At 63.4% G+C, this 17,759-nt stretch carries 15 protein-coding genes; 9 read left to right on the top strand and 6 right to left on the bottom strand.

Annotated elements, in window-relative coordinates:
- Nucleotides 1-47 precede the first annotated feature (47 nt).
- Complete coding sequence (locus BMY31_RS00975) at nucleotides 48-1,160, top strand: PASTA domain-containing protein (RefSeq protein WP_143802904.1); 1,113 nt, start codon at nucleotides 48-50, stop codon at nucleotides 1,158-1,160.
- Between the two features lie 153 nt (nucleotides 1,161-1,313).
- Nucleotides 1,314-2,435 carry a zinc ribbon domain-containing protein gene (locus tag BMY31_RS00970; RefSeq protein ID WP_091007463.1) on the top strand — a complete coding sequence of 374 codons (1,122 nt, stop codon included), beginning with the start codon at nucleotides 1,314-1,316 and terminating at the stop codon, nucleotides 2,433-2,435.
- Here the strand turns inward: BMY31_RS00970 and BMY31_RS00965 are convergent.
- Together BMY31_RS00965 and BMY31_RS00960 are read right to left on the bottom strand one after the other, a co-directional pair.
- Nucleotides 2,425-2,802 carry a GIY-YIG nuclease family protein gene (locus BMY31_RS00965; protein ID WP_078686416.1) on the bottom strand — a complete coding sequence of 126 codons (378 nt, stop codon included), beginning with the start codon at nucleotides 2,800-2,802 and terminating at the stop codon, nucleotides 2,425-2,427. The genes BMY31_RS00970 and BMY31_RS00965 overlap by 11 nt on opposite strands.
- Entirely contained in the window at nucleotides 2,799-3,503 is a 705-nt protein-coding gene (locus BMY31_RS00960) for a hypothetical protein (RefSeq protein WP_091007460.1), read from the bottom strand. The genes BMY31_RS00965 and BMY31_RS00960 overlap by 4 nt, the downstream gene beginning before the upstream one ends.
- A 357-nt stretch (nucleotides 3,504-3,860) precedes the next feature.
- On the opposite strand from BMY31_RS00960, the gene BMY31_RS00955 reads away from it, so the two are divergent.
- The 5 genes from BMY31_RS00955 (at nucleotide 3,861) to BMY31_RS00935 (ending at nucleotide 10,603) form a co-directional block, all read left to right on the top strand.
- A complete protein-coding gene (locus BMY31_RS00955) occupies nucleotides 3,861-5,258 on the top strand; it encodes an esterase family protein (protein ID WP_180371318.1) in 1,398 nt (465 codons plus the stop codon).
- Between the two features lie 95 nt (nucleotides 5,259-5,353).
- Nucleotides 5,354-5,821: a GNAT family N-acetyltransferase gene (locus tag BMY31_RS00950; protein ID WP_091007457.1), complete on the top strand. Its 468-nt coding sequence runs from the start codon at nucleotides 5,354-5,356 to the stop codon at nucleotides 5,819-5,821.
- 76 nt (nucleotides 5,822-5,897) lie between these two features.
- Nucleotides 5,898-6,863 carry a LysR family transcriptional regulator gene (locus BMY31_RS00945; RefSeq protein ID WP_078686412.1) on the top strand — a complete coding sequence of 322 codons (966 nt, stop codon included), beginning with the start codon at nucleotides 5,898-5,900 and terminating at the stop codon, nucleotides 6,861-6,863.
- Complete coding sequence (locus BMY31_RS00940; RefSeq protein WP_180371317.1) at nucleotides 6,863-7,882, top strand: NADH:flavin oxidoreductase; 1,020 nt, start codon at nucleotides 6,863-6,865, stop codon at nucleotides 7,880-7,882. Before BMY31_RS00945 ends, BMY31_RS00940 begins: the two co-directional genes overlap by 1 nt.
- Nucleotides 7,883-7,972: 90 nt before the next feature.
- A complete protein-coding gene (locus BMY31_RS00935) occupies nucleotides 7,973-10,603 on the top strand; it encodes a DEAD/DEAH box helicase (RefSeq protein ID WP_091007451.1) in 2,631 nt (876 codons plus the stop codon).
- Between the two features lie 89 nt (nucleotides 10,604-10,692).
- Here BMY31_RS00935 and BMY31_RS00930 read toward each other — a convergent pair whose 3' ends face one another.
- Nucleotides 10,693-10,899: a hypothetical protein gene (locus BMY31_RS00930; RefSeq protein WP_078686409.1), complete on the bottom strand. Its 207-nt coding sequence runs from the start codon at nucleotides 10,897-10,899 to the stop codon at nucleotides 10,693-10,695.
- 229 nt (nucleotides 10,900-11,128) lie between these two features.
- Here BMY31_RS00930 and BMY31_RS00925 point away from each other — a divergent pair, with 229 nt between their 5' ends.
- Nucleotides 11,129-11,407 (top strand): hypothetical protein, encoded by a 279-nt coding sequence (locus BMY31_RS00925; RefSeq protein WP_078686408.1) that lies wholly within the window; start codon nucleotides 11,129-11,131, stop codon nucleotides 11,405-11,407.
- 25 nt (nucleotides 11,408-11,432) lie between these two features.
- Here BMY31_RS00925 and BMY31_RS00920 read toward each other — a convergent pair whose 3' ends face one another.
- The gene (locus BMY31_RS00920) at nucleotides 11,433-12,797 is read right to left on the bottom strand and encodes a glutamate-5-semialdehyde dehydrogenase (RefSeq protein ID WP_257612302.1); all 1,365 of its coding nucleotides are present in this window, start codon (nucleotides 12,795-12,797) and stop codon (nucleotides 11,433-11,435) included.
- A 66-nt stretch (nucleotides 12,798-12,863) separates the two neighbouring features.
- Here BMY31_RS00920 and yihA point away from each other — a divergent pair, with 66 nt between their 5' ends.
- The gene (gene yihA / locus BMY31_RS00915) at nucleotides 12,864-13,451 is read left to right on the top strand and encodes a ribosome biogenesis GTP-binding protein YihA/YsxC (RefSeq protein ID WP_091007448.1); all 588 of its coding nucleotides are present in this window, start codon (nucleotides 12,864-12,866) and stop codon (nucleotides 13,449-13,451) included.
- A 236-nt stretch (nucleotides 13,452-13,687) separates the two neighbouring features.
- Here yihA and BMY31_RS00910 read toward each other — a convergent pair whose 3' ends face one another.
- On the bottom strand, nucleotides 13,688-13,888 hold the full coding sequence (locus tag BMY31_RS00910; protein ID WP_078686405.1) for a type II toxin-antitoxin system RelB/DinJ family antitoxin: 201 nt from the start codon (nucleotides 13,886-13,888) through the stop codon (nucleotides 13,688-13,690).
- Between the two features lie 261 nt (nucleotides 13,889-14,149).
- On the bottom strand, nucleotides 14,150-17,530 hold the full coding sequence (locus tag BMY31_RS00905) for an EAL domain-containing protein (protein ID WP_180371316.1): 3,381 nt from the start codon (nucleotides 17,528-17,530) through the stop codon (nucleotides 14,150-14,152).
- Nucleotides 17,531-17,759: the final 229 nt, after the last annotated feature.

Raw genomic sequence — 17,759 nt, 5'->3', positions numbered from 1 at the left:
TTGTGCAATATGCGCGCGAATCTGCAGGACGAGGAAAGGACGCATCCGTGGCGAACGATCGCGAGAGGAGGGGCCTAGAGAACCTTCCGGAGGTCATCTCTCCGCAACACGACGTACCCGCGTCCGACTCCCCTCTTTCTGACGATGCCACCTTCGCGACCCCTGCCACCCCCACGGACTCCACCGCGCCCGCGGCCAGCGCCACGCCACGCGCCGACGCCGTGCCTGACCCCCTTGCAAGCACCCTTCCTGACCCGCAGGTCAATGCCGAGCCCGAGGACCCCGCTGAACCGTCGGACGACGACTCGACCGGAGCGGTCCTCGCAGCGGACTTCGAGACGCCCTACGTTCCCCAGACGGACTACAAGCTGCCTCCGAAGACCCCCTCGAAGACCACCAAGGCAGGCCTCCCGCACTGGGCCGTGGCCCTGTTGGGGGCACTTCTCGCCGGAATCCTCATTGCCTCCGCCATCATCACGGGCGGCTTTGGCCTGCTCACGCGCAAGCAGGTTCCTAACGTCGTGGGCTATGCCGAGCAGGACGCGCGCGACCTGCTCGAGGCAGAGGGCCTCAAGGTGAGCGTGCAGGAGCAGGACACCCAGAGCATCAACGACAACGGGAGGGTCCTCGCCACCACGCCGTCTTCCGGCGAGGAGACGATGGGGACCGTGACGATCATGGTGGGCAAGGTCTCCAGCGAGACCCAGCGCGTCCCCATGCTCGTCGGCCTGAGCGAGCAGGACGCGCTCGACCAGATCACGGCCACGTCGTTCTTCGTGAAGGACGACATCACGTACGCGTACTCCGACACAATCGCCAAGGGCGTCGTCATCAGCCAGGGTCCCATCGCGGGCAGCCAGAAGACCAAGGGCACCAAGATCGACCTGGTCATCTCGGCGGGTCCCGAGCCCGCCGGCAGCAGCTCGTCGAGGCCCTCGGGCGACGCGGCGACCATAACGATCCCCGACCTGCAGGGCATGGCGTTCGAGGACGCCAAGACGCTCCTGACCGGCATGGGCCTCGTGGTCGAGCGAGGAAACGACGTGACGAGTTCCGATAACCCCGTCGGGACCGTCGACTCGGTCGAGCCGGCCATGGGCACAACCGCCTCGGTGGGAAGCACCGTCGTGGTCCACGTGGTCGCGGCGCCCGAGGAGTAGCGCAGGCGCGCGGGACGGCACCGAACATGCAACGTCCCAAGGGCAAAATTGCACGTCCACGCAGTGTCAACTGCAAGAAGGCGACTTTTTGCCGTATAGTGTGCTTGCTTGCAAACGATACACAAAGCTATAAGCAACCTCATCGGAGAGCATATGTCACTCAAGTATTGCCCCCAGTGCGGCGCCCCCCTGAAGGAGGGCCAAGTCTTCTGCGTAGAGTGCGGCGCACGCCTTGAGGCGTGGCTTGAAGATGACCCGACCGCCTCGACGAAGGCCCCTGGCGAGGTCACGCAAATCATGGACCGCATCAACCAGGCCGTCGACGCAGACGACGAGCATGCGAAGGGCGACGCGGAAGGCCCAAATGGCGACAACCACGATTCCGGCGAGTTCGAGGGCGAGAAGGACCCAACCCTCGCGAACGAAGCAGCCAAGGACGACGAGGTCGGCAGGCTCGTAGACGCCGCGACCGTGATCGACGCCGGAGAGGACCCCAGCGCCCCCACAATCATCTCTCCTCTGGCCATCGACCCCCACAAGGGCAAGCACTACCAGGTCGAGGAGGAGTGGGACGGTGACGGGCACCGCTACCTCAAGATCTTCGGCGCCGTCACCCTCGCGATCCTGGTGGTCGTGTTCATCCTGATTCACTCGTGCACTTCTCAGAACACCGACTCGCAGAAGGGCAACCTCAGCAACATCGTCAACGGCCAGACGCAGAGCAAGGACGAATCCAACGCCTCGGACCAGAATGACCAGAATGACCAGAGCGACCAAAAGAATGGCGAAGCCGAGACCAAGGAGGAAAGCGAGTCCGACAAGGAGGCCGACGAGGCCGAGGGCAAGGGCGGGGACTACAAGACGGTCAAGGGCTACTACGATACGCTGACCAACGACGCGAAGAGGGTCAACGAGGCCGTCGAGACCTACCGAGGCACCCACGAGGACGACAGGAGCTTGCGCGAGAAGAACGCGGCGGATGCCGTGGCGCTCACCCAGGAGCTGACGGCCGCGCAGGAGGCGGTCAACTCCACCGAACTACCTGTCGACTCCAAGTACCATGCGGACTGGCAGAACATCAGCAGCTGCTACACGAGCCTGCTCGAGGCCATGGACAAGGTCAACTACTACTGGCGCTATGACCTGGGCTACAACTACCCCAGCTACTATCCGCAGCTGCTGACCGACCCGTTCGAGAACGACTGTGCCGAAGGCGGCGCGATCAGCAACGCACTCGACGACTACAAGACCTCCTACGACAAGATTAGGCTCTAGGTTCCAGCGCCGCTTTCCAGTAGCGCTCGCGCTCCGCCTCGCCCAGCGAGACGTAGTCCTCCCCTGCCGCATCGGGATTCTCAACGAGCGCCAGCTTCTGCGCACGCCGGGCGCGGTGCAGGCGGTACTCGAGCTTTGACGCCAAGGACCGGCCGCTCGTACGCCACAGGGCGACGAGCGCGACGGGCCTGTGCGCCCTGGTGTACTTGGCGCCCGGCGCCTCCTGCGAGAGATGCTCGGCCATGCGACGCTCGACGTCCACCGTTATGCCCGAGTACAGGGACCCGTCCTCGCATTCAAGCACATAGACGTAGTAGTCGGGAAGGCCACCGGCACGCCCGGCGCCGTCAACCTCCCTAGTCGTCACAATTGCTCCTTGAACACGGAAAGGTCAAACCCCTGGGGAAGCTGGGGGTCCTCGGAGCCCGACGCCGAATCCCCCTGGTCCCCGATGCGACGCTCGACGAGCTCGTCCCAGGAGCAGCTGGCGTGAGGGCCATCGTCGTCGCACCAGCAAACGGGAATCCCCAGGGTCCCAAGGGTCGCGATCAGACGCTCGAGCGACGCGGGCCAGCCGTTGTGCCCGAAGCCCGAGCACCCCATCCCCGCGCCGATGACCTGCATAGACCAGCCCCAGCCGTCGAGCGCGGGGGCGAGCCCGCCACCGTCGCGCCATGCAGGCAGGTCAAAGGAGGAGAGCGCCCCCTCCAGAGCAACGCGCTCCACCTCGCCCCAACGGGCGATGAGGACTGGGGTCTTGGGGCCGATCGACATCATCACGTCCAGGTCGGCGTCCTCGCGCCTACCCACATACAGATGGAGGCTGCGGTCGAATTCAAAGCCGTGGTTGATGCGCAGGTGGAGAAGGACAAGCTCCCGTGCGACGCGGCCCATGTCCTCAAGGCCGGCGTCTTCGACCGCGACGAGCGTGCTTGCGGGAACCGTGAGCGAGTAGTCATCAGCCCTGGGGTCGATAAGGCCGACCTCGCACAGGCCCTCGTCCGTCTGCTCGAAGACGCTGGCGTAGCAACCTGCCGCGCTCACATATACAAGGTCGTCCGTCTTCATGCAAAACCTCCACCATCTGCACGCCCAGGCGCCCAAGGCTTCCATACGGCCAGCTTCGGCACCACGAGCCACAAGACCAATCGCGTCGTAGAGCCAAATTCTATCGCGGGACTTCGACGTCGGACAAGCAAGTGCGAAATCGGAATCGAGAGCAAATGCCGAGCCGCATCGTCAGGGCGTCCGGCGCACACGAAACAGGATGAAACAACGTGCCGCAATAGCCCCTTCGATTGGTACCAATTTGCATTTCCGTCAACAATTTGCGTCCCTATGCCCAACTAGCTGCTAGAATCATGCAAGGCCATTCTTGACAGTTCGGCCTAGCTTGTCAGCACGAGATCTAGGGGATTGGTTCACATGAAGCGCGAACAGTACCAGAATCACAGCACCGTTCTCAACCAAGACATGTCTATGATCGCCTACGGCGAGGGCGGGATCCCCGTCATCGCATTCCAGACGGAGGGCGCATCCTGCAACGAATTCGAGAGCGTCGGCATGGTCGACGCCCTCGCTGACCTTATCGAAGGCGGCCAAATCCAGCTCTTCTGCGTCGACGGCGTCGACACCCAGTCCTGGTCGGCATACGACATCGACCCCGAGGCCCGCGCGCAGCGCCAGGAGGAGTACTTCTCCTACGTGACCAGCGAGCTGCTCGAGGAGGTGCAGAAGGTCAACGGGAGCACGAGGCGCCCCCTGACCATCGGCTGCTCCCTGGGCGCGAACCAGGCGGCCCTCGCCGTCCTGCGTCGTCCGGACCTGTTCCAGGGCTGCATCGCCCTTTCAGGACTCTACCGCGCAAGCCGGTTCTTCGGAAGCTGGATGAGCCCCACGCTCTACGACAACGACATCACTACCTTCCTGCCGAACATGCCCGAGGACCACGAGTACGTCGACCTCTACAGCAAGCGTCAGCTGGTCTTCTGCGTCGGCCAGGGCGAGCACGAGGACGTCGTCGACGACCTTCGCCAAATCGACTCCCAACTGAGCCGACTCTGCGCGAGCCACTGGTGCGACTTCTGGGGCTTCGACGTCACCCATGACTGGTACTGGTGGAAGAAGCAGATCGCCTACTTCATGCCCCAGGTCATCGATGAGGTGACGAAGGTCACCACAGCCGAGAAGAGCGCGGCGCCCGCGTCCGCGGCAATGCCCGCAACGGCCAAGGCGACGAAGAAGGACGCCCCCAAGAAGGCCGCGGCAAAGACTGCCACCAAGAAGGTCGAGCTCAAGCCCGCGTCTAAGGCAAAGGCCACCACGGCCACCAAGCCCGCGTCGAAGGCAAAGGCCACCACGGCCGCCAAGCCTGCCGCCAAGCCCGAAGCCAAGCCCGCGTCTAAGGCAAAGGCCACCACGGCCGCCAAGCCTGCCGCCGCCGCAAAGCCTGCCGCCGCTGCCACAAAGCCCGCCGCCGCAAAGCCTGCTGCCAAGCATGCGGCGAAGGCTGCCGCACCGGCTGCAAAGCCCGCCACCACGGCCGCCAAGCCCGCCGCCGCAAAGCCTGCCGCCGCTGCCACAAAGCCCGCCGCCGCAAAGCCTGCTGCCAAGCATGCGGCGAAGGCTGCCGCACCGGCTGCAAAGGCTGCCGCACCGGCTGCAAAGCCCGCCGCAAAGCCCGCTGCCGCCGCAAAGCCTGCTGCCAAGCACGCGGCAAAGGCTGCCGCACCGGCTGCAAAGCCCGCTGCGAAGCCTACAGCGGCATCCAAGCCGACGTCCGTCAAGTCCGCCAAGAAGGGCGGCTCCAAAAAGCGCAAGTAACGCGAGAACGTCAGGCAAGAAGGCGCGAAATAAGGGCTAATCTGGTCGGTGGTGCGATTGGTTCGCACCACCGACTTTTTTGAAAGGACGCAGTCATGGACATCCGACGCGCACGCAAGAGCGACATCCCGCAGATCGAAGAACTTCTCCTCCAGGTGCTAAACGTACACGCTCAGGGCCGTCCGGACCTCTTCGTCCCGAACACGCGCAAATACACCTCGGCTGAGCTCGAGGAGATAATCGGCGACGAGAGACGCCCCGTCTTCGTCGCTGTCGAGGGAGAGCTGGTGGTAGGCTATGCGTTCTGCGTCTACCAGCAGCACGTGAACAGCAACAACATGACGGACGTCAGGACCCTCTACATAGACGACCTCTGCGTCAGGGAGGGCTACCGCGGCAAGCACATAGGCTCGACGCTCTACAACTACGTGATCGACTTCGCGCGCGGGCAGGGCTTCTACAACGTCACGCTCAACGTATGGAGCTGCAACCCGAGCGCCCAAAGCTTCTACGAGAAGATGGGCCTCGTGCCCTATAAGGTCGGAATGGAGAAGATTCTCTAGTTCGGCCTTCGCTTATCGCCTGCTTCGATAAACTAAAGGCTCGTGTAGGTTAATCATCCGAGGCATCGGAGCAAGCATGCAGCTACAACAGTTGAGATACGTTATCGCCATCGCCGAAAACGGGTCCATGAACTCGGTCGCCAAGACCCTCTTCGTCTCGCAGTCGAGCCTTTCGGTCTCGGTGCGCGAGCTCGAAAAGGAGCTGGGCATCAGGATCTTCAACCGCTCCAGCCGCGGCATCACGCTCACCAGCGAGGGCGTCGAGTTCCTAGGCTACGCGCGTCAGGTGGTCGAGCAGGCCGACCTGCTCGAGCGACACTACTCCAAGGCGGGACAGGTCGAGCACCAGCGCCTCTCCGTCTCGTCCCAGCACTACGCCTTTGCCGTGAGAGCCTTCATCAGCTTCGTGAGCGGAAGGCAGGATGACTCTTGCGAGTTCTCGCTCAGAGAGACGCGCACGAGGGACGTCATCGAGGACGTGAGCTCGTTCAGGAGCGACATCGGCATCATCTACCTCTGCAACTACAACGAGCACGTGCTCAAGCGCCAACTTGACGACGCTGACCTCTCGTTCTCCTCGCTCTTCCGGGCAAGGCCGCACGTCTTCGTCCGCAAGGGACATCCCCTCGCCAAGCTCGACCTGGTGAGGCTCGACGACCTGGCGCAGTGGCCGCGCTGCACATTCGAGCAGGGCCCCAAGAGCTCGCTCTACCTGTCCGAGGAGCCCCTCAGCAACCTGCCGCACACGCGCAGGATAGTTGCAAGCGACCGCGGGACCATGACCAGCCTGCTCACCAACTACGACGGCTTCCTCATCTCGACCGGCGTGAGGTCGGACGAGATGTTCCAGGGAATCGTCTCGATACCACTAGAGACCGACGAGGTGATGAACGTGGGCTACATCACGCATGCGCTCAGGCGTCTGAGCCCCCTAGCATGCGAGTACCTCAACGAGCTAAAGAAGACGATCGTTGGGTTCAACGAGCCCAGCGTGCTGTCGCCCAGCCGCTCCGTTCTGCGAGACGCCGGAGGGGCCGAATAGTGTATCCACACGTCCACACTCCCCTCTCGCTCGGCAAGATCACACTCAGGAACCGCATTGTCATGGCGCCCATGGCCTCAGCCAAGTCGGAGCGCGACGGCAGCGTCACCCAGGCCCTGTGTGACCACTACGCCGAGCGCGCGCAGGGCGGCCTCCTCGGCCTGGTGGAGACCGAGCACCACTATGTGAGCAACGAGGGCCGCGCGGCGGCAAGACAGGCCTCAATCAGCCGCGACTCCGATGTCGACGGACTTGCACGCGAGGCGGAAGCCGTTCACGCCTGCGAGACCCCCGTGTTCGTGCAGATAAGCCATGCGGGATCGGCCGCGCCGCAAAGCGTGATACGCCAGGTGGCCGTGGCACCCTCGCCCGTGACCTGCCCTGGAGCCAAGGTGGGCCATCCCCTCCCGCGCGAGCTCACACGCGACGAAATCCGTCGAATCGTCGAGTGCTTCGCACGCGCGGCCGCACGCGCGCGGCTCGCGGGATTTGACGGCGTAGAGGTCCATGCCGCCCACGGCTATCTGCTCGACCAGTTCTTCTCGCCCATGACCAACAGGAGGGACGACGAGTACGGTGGCCCCCTGCGAAACAGGATGCGCATCATCCTGCAGGTCGTCGATGCAATCCGCTCCGAGGTCGGGCACGACCTAGCCCTGAGCGTACGTCTGGGCGGCTGCGACTACCGAGAGGGCGGCTCTACGATTGAGGACGCGACCAAGGCGGCGGTCCTTCTCCAGGGCGCGGGCGTCGACCTGATCAGCCTCTCGGGCGGAATGAACTACTACTCGCGCCTGCACACGCTGGAACCCGGATGGTTCAAGGACATGTCACGGCCCGTCAGAGACGCGCTTGTGGGCGACGCCGACGAACGCGGCGCGCAGCCGACCCCTGTGCTCCTCACCGGCGGCATCAAGCTGCCGTCCCAGGCCGACGCGCTGCTCGCAGAGGGCTCGTGCGACCTGGCGGGCGTCGGCCGAGCCATCCTCAACAACGAGCGCTGGGCCAGAAAGCTCTAACGCGGCACGGTGCAAGGTCCGACCCGCACGCGGCGCGTATCATGTATTCCCGCGCCATCGGCGCAGACACTTCGAAGTCAAAGGCAGTTCATGGTAGACAACACACAAAGCAGCAGCGCCGTCGAGCGCGAGGAAGTTGACGAGGGAGCCAACGGCGAGGCCTCGCTGGGCAGGCTCATCCCCTGGCCGGACGACGACAGCTATGCGGACATCCCCGCTGACGAGGCGCTTGACCTGTTCCTGGAATGGTGCGAGTCAAGGGGAATCGAGCTCTGGGACCACCAGGAGGAGGCGCTCCTGGACCTCGCGTCGGGAAGCCACGTGATCCTGGGCACCCCCACGGGCTCGGGCAAGTCGCTCGTCGCGCTGGGCCTGTGCTTCATTTCGGTCTGCACCAATCGCCGCGCCTACTACACGGCCCCCATCAAGGCGCTCGTGAGCGAGAAGTTCTTCGACCTGGTAAGGCTGCTTGGCCGCGATAACGTTGGTATGATCACGGGAGACGTGACCGTCAACTCGGGCGCGCCCATCATCTGCTGCACCGCAGAGATCCTCGCCAACGACGCCCTGCGCGGTGGCGAGGATGCCGACATCGGCTGCGTCGCCATGGACGAGTTCCACTACTTCGGCGACCATGGCCGCGGCTGGGCCTGGCAGGTCCCGCTGCTGACGCTTCCGCACACGCAATTCCTGCTGATGAGCGCAACCCTGGGAGACACGAGCGGCATTGCCTCGTCGCTCGAGGCACACAGCGACCGCAGCGTCGAGCTCGTGGCCGGCGCCGAGCGACCGGTGCCCCTGAGCTACCGCTACGTCGACACGCCCCTCGAGGCCACCGTCGAGCTCGCGCTCAAGTCGGGCGAGGCGCCCCTGTACATTGTGCACTTCTCGCAGGAGGCGGCCGTCAAGAGCGCGACGTCGCTCTCGAGCTATGGCGTCTCGACCAAGGAGCAGAGGGAGAAGATCAAAGAGGCGATCGCAGGCACCCGCTTCACCACGACCTTCGGCAAGACCCTGAGGCGCCTGCTCATCACCGGCGTGGGCGTGCACCATGCGGGCATGCTGCCGCGCTACCGACTTCTTGTGGAGCGTCTGGCGCAGCAGGGCCTACTCCCCGTCATCTGCGGAACCGACACCCTGGGCGTGGGCATCAACGTGCCCATCCACACCGTCTTGCTGACCGCGCTCAGCAAGTTCGACGGCAGACGCATGCGCCACCTGAATGCGCGAGAGTTCCACCAGATCGCCGGCAGGGCAGGTCGTTCGGGCTTCGACACCGAGGGCCTCGTCATCGCAGAGGCGACCGAGTACGACATCGAGAACGCCCGAGCGCTCGCGAAGGCCGGCGGTGACCCCAAAAAGGCCCGCAAGATCAAGACAAAACAGCCTCCCAAGGGCTTCGTCGGCTGGAAGGAGGCGACCTTCGACAAGCTCATCGCATCCGAGCCGGAGGCCCTCAAGCCGCACATGCGAATCTCGCACTCGCTCGTCCTTTCCGAGGTCGAGCAGGGCGGCGACGCCTATGCGCGAACCCATAAGCTCATAGACGACTCCGCACAGGGCGCAGAGGAGAAGGACAGGCTTCACACCCGAGCCGATGAGATCTTCGCCACCCTCATCGACGCCGGCGTCGTGAGAAAGGAAGAGGAGGGCGGCCAGGCGAGCTACGTCCTGACCGTGGACCTCCCCGACAACTTTGCGCTTGACCAGCCACTCTCGCCCTTCCTGCTCGCCTCCCTCGAGCTGCTTGACCCCGAGAACGACGACTATGACATGGACCTCATCTCCATGGTCGAAGCCACGCTCGAGGACCCTCCCCAGATTCTTCGCGCCCTTCAGAGGCGGGCGCGCAACAAGGCCATGGACGAGATGAAGGCCGACGGAGTCGACTACAACGAGCGCATGGCGCTCATTCAGGACGTCACCTACCCCAAGCCCCTCGAGGATCTGCTGGACGCAGCATTCGAGCGCTACAGCGAGGAGGTCCCCTGGGCAGGCGACTACGAGCTCAGCCCGAAGTCCGTCCTGCGAGACATGATCGAAACCGCCTCGGACTTCAAGGGATACGTCCAGCGCTGTGGAATCGCCCGCTCCGAGGGCACGCTGCTGCGCTACCTCTCGGACGCGTACCACGTCCTGGACAGAACCGTCCCCCAAGACAAGATGACCGACCGCCTGTACGACATCGTGGCATGGCTTCGCCTGGTCGTCCGCTCTGTCGACTCCAGCCTCATAGACGAGTGGGAGCAGGGTGGCTCCAGCATCGACGAGGCGGGAACCGCGCCGCAGGACCCCGACGAGGTCGTACGCGATCGGCGAGCTCTCACGCTGCTGGTCAGGAACGCCCTCTTCGCGCGCGTTCGCGACGCCGCCTTCGGAAACACCGACCGCCTGGGCGACATGGACGGCGACTGGGGTTGGCGCAGTCCACGCTGGTCCAAGGCGCTCCACGACTACCACGAGGCGCACGAGGAGATCCTGCTCACGGCAGACGCCCACTCGAGCGAGCTCCTTCTCGTCGACGAGTCGCTGGAGCACGGTGACGCCGAGGGCAGGCATGTCTGGCGCGTTCGCCAGATGTTCCTGGACGAGGACGGTGAACGGGACTTCGGCATCTCGGGAGACGTCGACCTCGATGCCACCCAGGAGGAGGGCGAGGCCATCTTCAGTCGCTTCCAGGTCGGCTTCATCGAAGACCTCCTCGAGAGCGAGGGCAAGTAGAGCAAGAGGGTTCGCTCACACGGAGCGAACCCTCTTCTTTAGCCATATGCAACCCGCCGGGAGCACCCTGGCTGGGCTCACCAGAAACCCTACAGCGCGCGCTGGGCACCCTTGTAGACAAGAAATCCACCAATGAGCAGCACGGTGAGGGGCCAGGCAACAAAGCCGAAGACGAGGAGCACCGGGACGCAGAGGGCGGCAAGAAGGAATCCCACCAGGCGCAGGCCGAAGCCCACGAGCTTGATGCAGAGCCAGGCGATGCCGACAAGAATGAGAGCGGTCAGAATCGTGACCATGTTCCCCACCTCAACGTAAGACGAGGGCGGCCGGACGCCGCCCCATTGCCACAGTTTTACCCAACCGTAGGTCAGCTGGGCGCAACCTCAAGAACAAGCCACCTGCGCTCCACACTTCCTTGATAATGGCGCCCCAAAGTGAGCCCCGCGGGAGGCACGCGCCCACTCCGCCGCCGCAATCCACTAGCATTGGTTGCGACAGAACGCACGAGGCACGAGGAGGTCCACCATGGATCAAAGCGACGAGCGGCTCATCAACCAGCTCAAGGACGATCTTCGCAAGCAGGGCTATGCAACGGCATTCGACGCCGAGAAGGACGCGGGCTCCCAGACGGACGCCGCTCCCGCAGCTGACGACGAGAGCGGGGAGTTGGACTTCATGAAGGCCGTGAACGCCTTCAGGGCAGCCAAGCGCTGCGGCGACCCCTCCAAGGTCGCCGCAGCCGAGCGTGCCCTCCAGGACTTCGTGCGCAACGAGATGCGCGCTAACGAGGGCTGCGAGTCATAGGCGCAAGCCACGTCGCAGGGTATATCTATCGCAGGTCGCGATAGTGGAACTGCCTTCTGCCCTCTGCAAAGTCGGCAACGATGTCTCCGTGGCCGACGATGCGGTACTTGTAGGTCACAAGACCCTCAAGTCCGACGGGGCCACGTGCGTGGAGCTTGCCCGTGCTGATGCCGACCTCGGCACCGAAGCCATAGCGGAACCCGTCGGCAAAGCGCGTCGAGCAATTGCGGTAGACGCCCGCCGAGTCGACCATCTGCATGAAGTAATCCGCCGCCGCATCGCTCGCGGTGACGATCGCATCGGTGTGGTGCGAACCGTAACGATTGATGTGGTCCACCGCCTCACACACGTCCTCGACGACCTTGCAGCTCATGACGTAGTCTCCGTACTCGGTGCTGAACTCGTCGTCGCCCATGAGCTCGACCTCGGGGGCCTCCCCCGCTTCCCAGGCGGGACGGCACAGGTCGACGGCCTCCTGGGTGCCGCGGAGGCGCGCGCCCTTCTCGGCCAGCGCACGCGAGGCTTTGGGCAGGAACTCGGCCGCTATGGCACGGTCGACCAGCAGGGTCTCGGCCGCATTGCACACGGCGGGATACTGCGTCTTGGCATCCACCAGGACGCGCAGGGCCATGTCCTGGTCAGCATCGCGGTCCACGAAAACGTGGCAGACACCGGAGGAGTGGCCCATGACGGGAATGCGCGTATGGTCCATGATGTAGCGCACGAACTTGTTGGATCCGCGGGGAATGAGGAGGTCGACGTCCTCATCGCACTCGAGGAGCTCGTCAATCTCGCTGTGCAGCTCCGCCTGGAGGAGCGCGCCCTCGGGCAGACCCGCCCTCGTCGCCGCATCGTGGATGATGCCGAAGAGCACGCGGTTGGTGTTCGCGGTCTCCTTTCCACCCTTCAGGACGGCGCAGTTGCCGCTCTTGATGCACAGGGAGGAAATCTGGACCAGCGCGTCGGGCCTTGCCTCGAAGATGACGCCGATGACGCCAATTGGGCAGGTCACGCGCTTCATCAGCAGACCCTCGTCCAGCTCGCGCTCCAGAAGGACCTTCCCCACGGGATCGTCGAGACCTGCCAGCTGCCTCAGTCCCTCGATTCCGTCGCGGAGCTTGCCCTCGTCGTAGCGGAGGCGCTTCTGAACGGTCGCGGGGACGCCCGAGGCGACGGCGGTTTCCATGTCCTTGCGGTTGGCCGCAAAGATCTCGTCCTGTCCCTCCTCAAGTGCGCGGGCAATGAGGCCGAGGGCGGCGTTGCGCACCTCGATGTCACTCGCGGCCATCAGGGGTGCGTCGAGCTTCATCTGATGGATCTGCTGGCGGATGTCCATGTTCGTCCCCCTCGTCGTCGTTTGCTGAAATGGAGTGTACCCCGTTTGCGGCAAATGCGCCGACGTTGGCCTCAGGTACAATCGGGAATTGTAATGTCCCCCTCACTGCCAGGAGGTCCGATGGCCAAGCTCAAATACGAGACCGCTCGCTTCGAATCTTCCTATGGAACCATCGAGCAGCTCCCGGAGCCCACCACGCCTGAGGTCTCGTTCGTGGGTCGCTCTAACGTGGGAAAGTCTTCGCTTCTCAACAAGCTCATCGGCCGCAAGTCCCTGGCAAAGGTATCAAGCCAGCCCGGAAAGACAGCCAACATCAACTTCTTCGACGTGGACGGCGTCCGCTTCGTCGACCTTCCCGGCTATGGCTTCGCGAAGGTCTCCCGCGCCGAGAAGCAGCGCTGGGCCGACCTCATCGGCGGCTACTTCGACAGCAAGAGGAGCTTCAACCTGGTCGTCTCGCTCGTGGACATCCGCCACGACGCGCAGCAGCTCGACCGTGACATGCTCGGCTTTCTAGTCGAGAGCGAGCTTCCCTTCGTGGTCGCGCTCACCAAGGCCGACAAGCTCAGCCGCAGCAAGCAGAACCAGCAGAGGGCATCACTCGCCAGACAGTTTGGGCTCGACCCCCAGCAGATGCTCGTCACCTCGTCCGAAACCGGACAAGGCATCGCAGAGCTGCGCAGCCTAATCGAGGATGCTTGCCTCTAGGACACGCTTCGCCACAAGGAAGACATCCCGGGACCTCGCCATGCGGGGTCCCTTCTTTGAGGACAAAGCCATCCCCTATGCAGATGGGGCTCGACCGCAGCAGGCGGCCGGGCCCCATCTAGTACCACATGTGATGCATGCACGTGCTGATGGACATGCTCCGCAGGCGCGACGTAGCGTGGCACGGCATCCGCCGTGCCAGCCACAGGGCCCACTCCAACACCCGCCAGCGCAATTTAGACTGCATCCCTATTCACCAGTTCCCCCGGGTCAGGCGCCGATATCTCGAAAGGAAAGGTACCGGCGCGGTTGAAGGCCGCGATGAACATACGTATGGCGTTCGAGGGTGTGGTGCCGATTTGTTCCGTTGCCTCGAAGAACCTGTCTTTCTCGCCAGGCATGACTTTGGCAACTATTGGGGTCATCTTCTCTTTCACAAGGTCCCCCACTACTACGTTTAAGGTATGACTTGGTATGTTTTTGTTATACCCTCGGGAGACAAATTAAAGCAATGAATCGCTCCGATGACGATGAAGTCCGCGCAAACTCACAAACGGCGCACATTTATCTGCGGACGGTGGGTAGCATTTCTCCCCTAGGCGCTGCGACGGCAGAGGGACGCCACGCACGAAAAAGCGGACGCTCCAAGGCGTCCGCCAACCTAACGTATATTTGTGTGATGAGAAGTGCGGGGCGCCCTACTCCGAGCTCCCCCTGCCGACCTTCTCGCGAGCAGCGGCCAGCGCCACGTCAACCAGCTCGTTAACGGTCGCCGCCTCGTCCTCGAGCGCCACGCCATAGCGCGCCGTCACGGTGCAGTCGTGTCCCTGCGCCTCATGGATCTCCGAGATGTCCTTGCACAGCGCCCGCGCCAGGACGTCGACCTCTCGGGCGCGTCCGTAGCGGACGATCACGACGAACTCCGCGTTGGACAGTCGCGCGACCGTCCCGCTCACCCCGACTCGTCCCACGATTCTTCTTGCAATGGTGGCCAGAAGCGCATCGGACACCACGCGCCCATACTCGTCCAGCTCGCGAAGGTACTCGGGCACGACCAGCGCAATCACCGCAAAGCGCGTCGCATGGAGATAGTAGTCCTCGGTGTAGTCGATGGCCGCCTCCCACAGGCCGCGGGCGTTCGTCACGCCCGTCACGCGGTCGGTGATGGTGGCCTCGTCGTTCCCGCCGATCTCGAATCCTGATGTGTCGAGGTCCACGAAGTAGCCCAGCAGGCCGACAATCTTCCCGTTCTTGTAGATGGGTGCCTTGCTCGCACGGATGTTGTGCACAACGCCTCGGATGATGCACTTTCCCGGCGCAAAGAAGATGTGCTTCCCCTCGTTCAGAACCGCAAGCTCGTCCGAGCGGTAGGGGTCGTTGTCCACGTGCCAGCCCATGTCCTCGTCAGTCTTGCCCAGGATCTCGTCGACGGACAGGAATCCGTAGTAGTCCAAAAAGGCCCTGCTCGCCCCAAGGAAGCGACGCTTGCGGTCCTTCCAGAAGTAGTTCACGCGAGAGTTGAGCAGCAGGTTGTTCCAAAGGAGCTCGGGAGTCAGCACCGAAGGGTCGTCGGACACCAGGCTTCCTTCTCTCAGGCCGTAGCCGTTGAGCAGCACCGACAGCGCTTCCTTGTTGTTGATGGTCGCATCCTCGATGCACAGCATGAACCGACTCCCCTCCGGCCCAAGCTCGTGCAGGGCAAGAATCGTGTACGACTTCCAGGCGTAGCTTCCGTAGCGGCCACGCGTGCGGAAGTAGGCCATGACCTTTCCGTCCACGGCCTCCTGGCAGCGCTCCTGCATGGTCTCGGGGTCGGTAAACGAGAGATAGCGCGAACGGTCCTCGGGAAAGACCTTCTCGAGCGCGTAGCGCGTCCTCACGGCGTCGATCCCCGACACGGTCCTGTCTCCGGACTCTGCCGCGCTCATTCCCGAGAGCAGCGACGTCACAGTGTCGTCCTGACGATCAACCAAAAGCACGGAGTCGTACAGCAGATAGAGGTTCCTGAGCGTCTCGTCCAGGTCACCGCGTACGCGGGCCTCCTCGCTGTCCGAAACGTCGCGCCACGAGTTGACGAAGGCGCGCAGTTCCTTGTTGTCCGCGACGAGCGAGAACGTCGCCGAGAAGTACCTGCCCCTGTCGATGAAGGTGATGAACTCAGTGCGCCCCGTACGTGCCTGCCGCTCGACGGCCTCCCTGAACCTTCGGTAGACCGGGTTGTCGGGCATGTTCAAGATGCTCTCGACCTTGTGCGCGCTCTTCGAGCGGCCACGGAGCGCCAGGGCGTAGAACCCCTCGTTGCCGAAAAGTACCCTGAACGACTCCCCATCGTACTCGAGCAGGCTCAGCGGCTGGTCGGTCATGAAGTCCACCTGGCCAATCGCGTCATAGTAGTGCCTCCAGGAGCGCGACTCGACCTCGAGCCCTAGCTCCTCGCAGCGCGCCATGCACCGCTCGTAGGGCATAGGCTTGCCAAAGAGGTAGCCCTGGACCTTCTCGCAGCCGATGTCTCGGAGGAAGCAGAACTCCTCTTGGGTCTCCACGCCCTCCGCGAGCGTCTGCACGCCAAGTCTCTTGGCCATGGCCACCACCGACTCGATGATGCCCCTCGACTTGTCGTTGAAGTTCGAGAGGAACTCCATGTCGATCTTCATGGCATCGAAGTCATTGTCCTTCATAAGGTTGAGCGACGAGTAGCCGCTGCCGAAGTCGTCCATCCAGACCTGATAGCCCGCCGCGCGGAAGCGCTCCATCTGGCCCCGTACGCGCTCGGCGTCGGTCGCGAGCATGCTCTCGGTGATCTCGACGCGAATCATGTCGCGCGGGACGTCGTATCTCATGACGGCGTCTTCCACCTCTTGAAACACATCGCAGAGGATGAAATCGAGCCTCGAGAGGTTGAACGACACGGGAACGGTCGCGGCGCCCGAGTCGACGACCCTGCGATAGTTGCGGCAGATCTCGCGCACGACGAAGCAGTCGAGCTTGTGAATCTGCTTGCTCGTCTCGAGGGCCGGTATGAACGACGCGGGCGAGAGCAGCTCGTGGTCGGGGTCGTCCCAGCGAACCAGAGCCTCGAGGCCGCAAAGGTTTCCGGTGATGGACCGGATGACCGGTTGGTAGTACACCTTTATGTCGCCGGCGGCCAGGGCCTCGTCCAGGCTGTTGGCCGCAAACGCCCCCGCAAGGAACACCGCGCTCATGGAGGGGTCGTACCAACGCTGGTACACGTCGACGGCATGGGCGATGCTGTCGCAGGCGAGCTTCGCCCTGTCACAGGAAACGCTGGGGTCGACAGTCAGGTCGCGTGGATAGATGCCTGCCTTGAGCTCGATGTCGACGCTGGGATGCAGGAGCGTCACCGCATCGTGCACGTGCGCCACGCGCTTCTCGACGTCTTCGCAAAACGTGAGGACGGCAAAGTGGTCATCGGCAAAGCGCGCGACGAAGTCACTGGGGAACGTCTCGCGCAGGAGCTCGGCCAACTTGACCAGGAGCTCGTCTCCGCTCGCGACACCGAGGGCCGCATTGACGAGCTTGAAGTTGTGGATGTCGAAAAACACGTAGCATCCGCCGGACTCGCGCGCCGAGCGACTCGCCTCGTCCATCGACCTCTTCGCGCGAGACAGGAAGCTCCTCATGCCGGAAAGCCCCGTGAGGGGGTCGTCGTCTTGGGGGAGGAAGGCAACGACGTCGGTGTCGAAGGTGACGATCGCCACCAGGCCGAGCTCCGAGTCCTGGACAGTGAGGCCCGAGAGCCCGACCGCCACGCGTCTTCCCGTCTTGGTGATGATGTGCGTCGTAACGGCAAAATGGCGGTGTCCCTCGGCGACCTGCTCCCCCACCCCCGAGAACATGCGATTGACCTCGTAGGGGTCACCAAGGCCGCTGATCCTTCCCGTCGAGAACCGCATGAAGTCATCTTGGTCGTCGCAGTCGAAAAGCGCGACCAAGCTGTCGCTGGCATACAGGATGAGGTCCTCCGCCTCCTTTGAGGCAAGGCAGACCATGAAGCCACCAGGCGCGTCTTCGACGGATCTGGCGACGAGCCGCTCTATAGAGTGGGCATCCAAGGACATGTCCGCTCCGATCATGGTCAGAGGAACTGCTAGGCGTTGGATAAACAACCACGACCATTGTACGTTACCAACCCAAGAGACGTGACAGCACCCCCTTCCGGCGCAGATTATGGCCCGCTACCGTCTTGCAGTGCCCATTCGTCGACAATTTGATGCATGTCTGCTGGCGTTCGGCTAAAAATCGAATGTGGAGGATTTGTGGACGTACTTCTTTTCTTTGTAGCAAGAA

Origin of the sequence: Parafannyhessea umbonata (assembly GCF_900111255.1) — a bacterium.
GTDB lineage: Bacteria > Actinomycetota > Coriobacteriia > Coriobacteriales > Atopobiaceae > Olsenella_J > Olsenella_J umbonata_A.
Note: the sequence above shows the minus strand (reverse complement) of the source record. Positions and strands in the feature narration are given on the sequence as shown.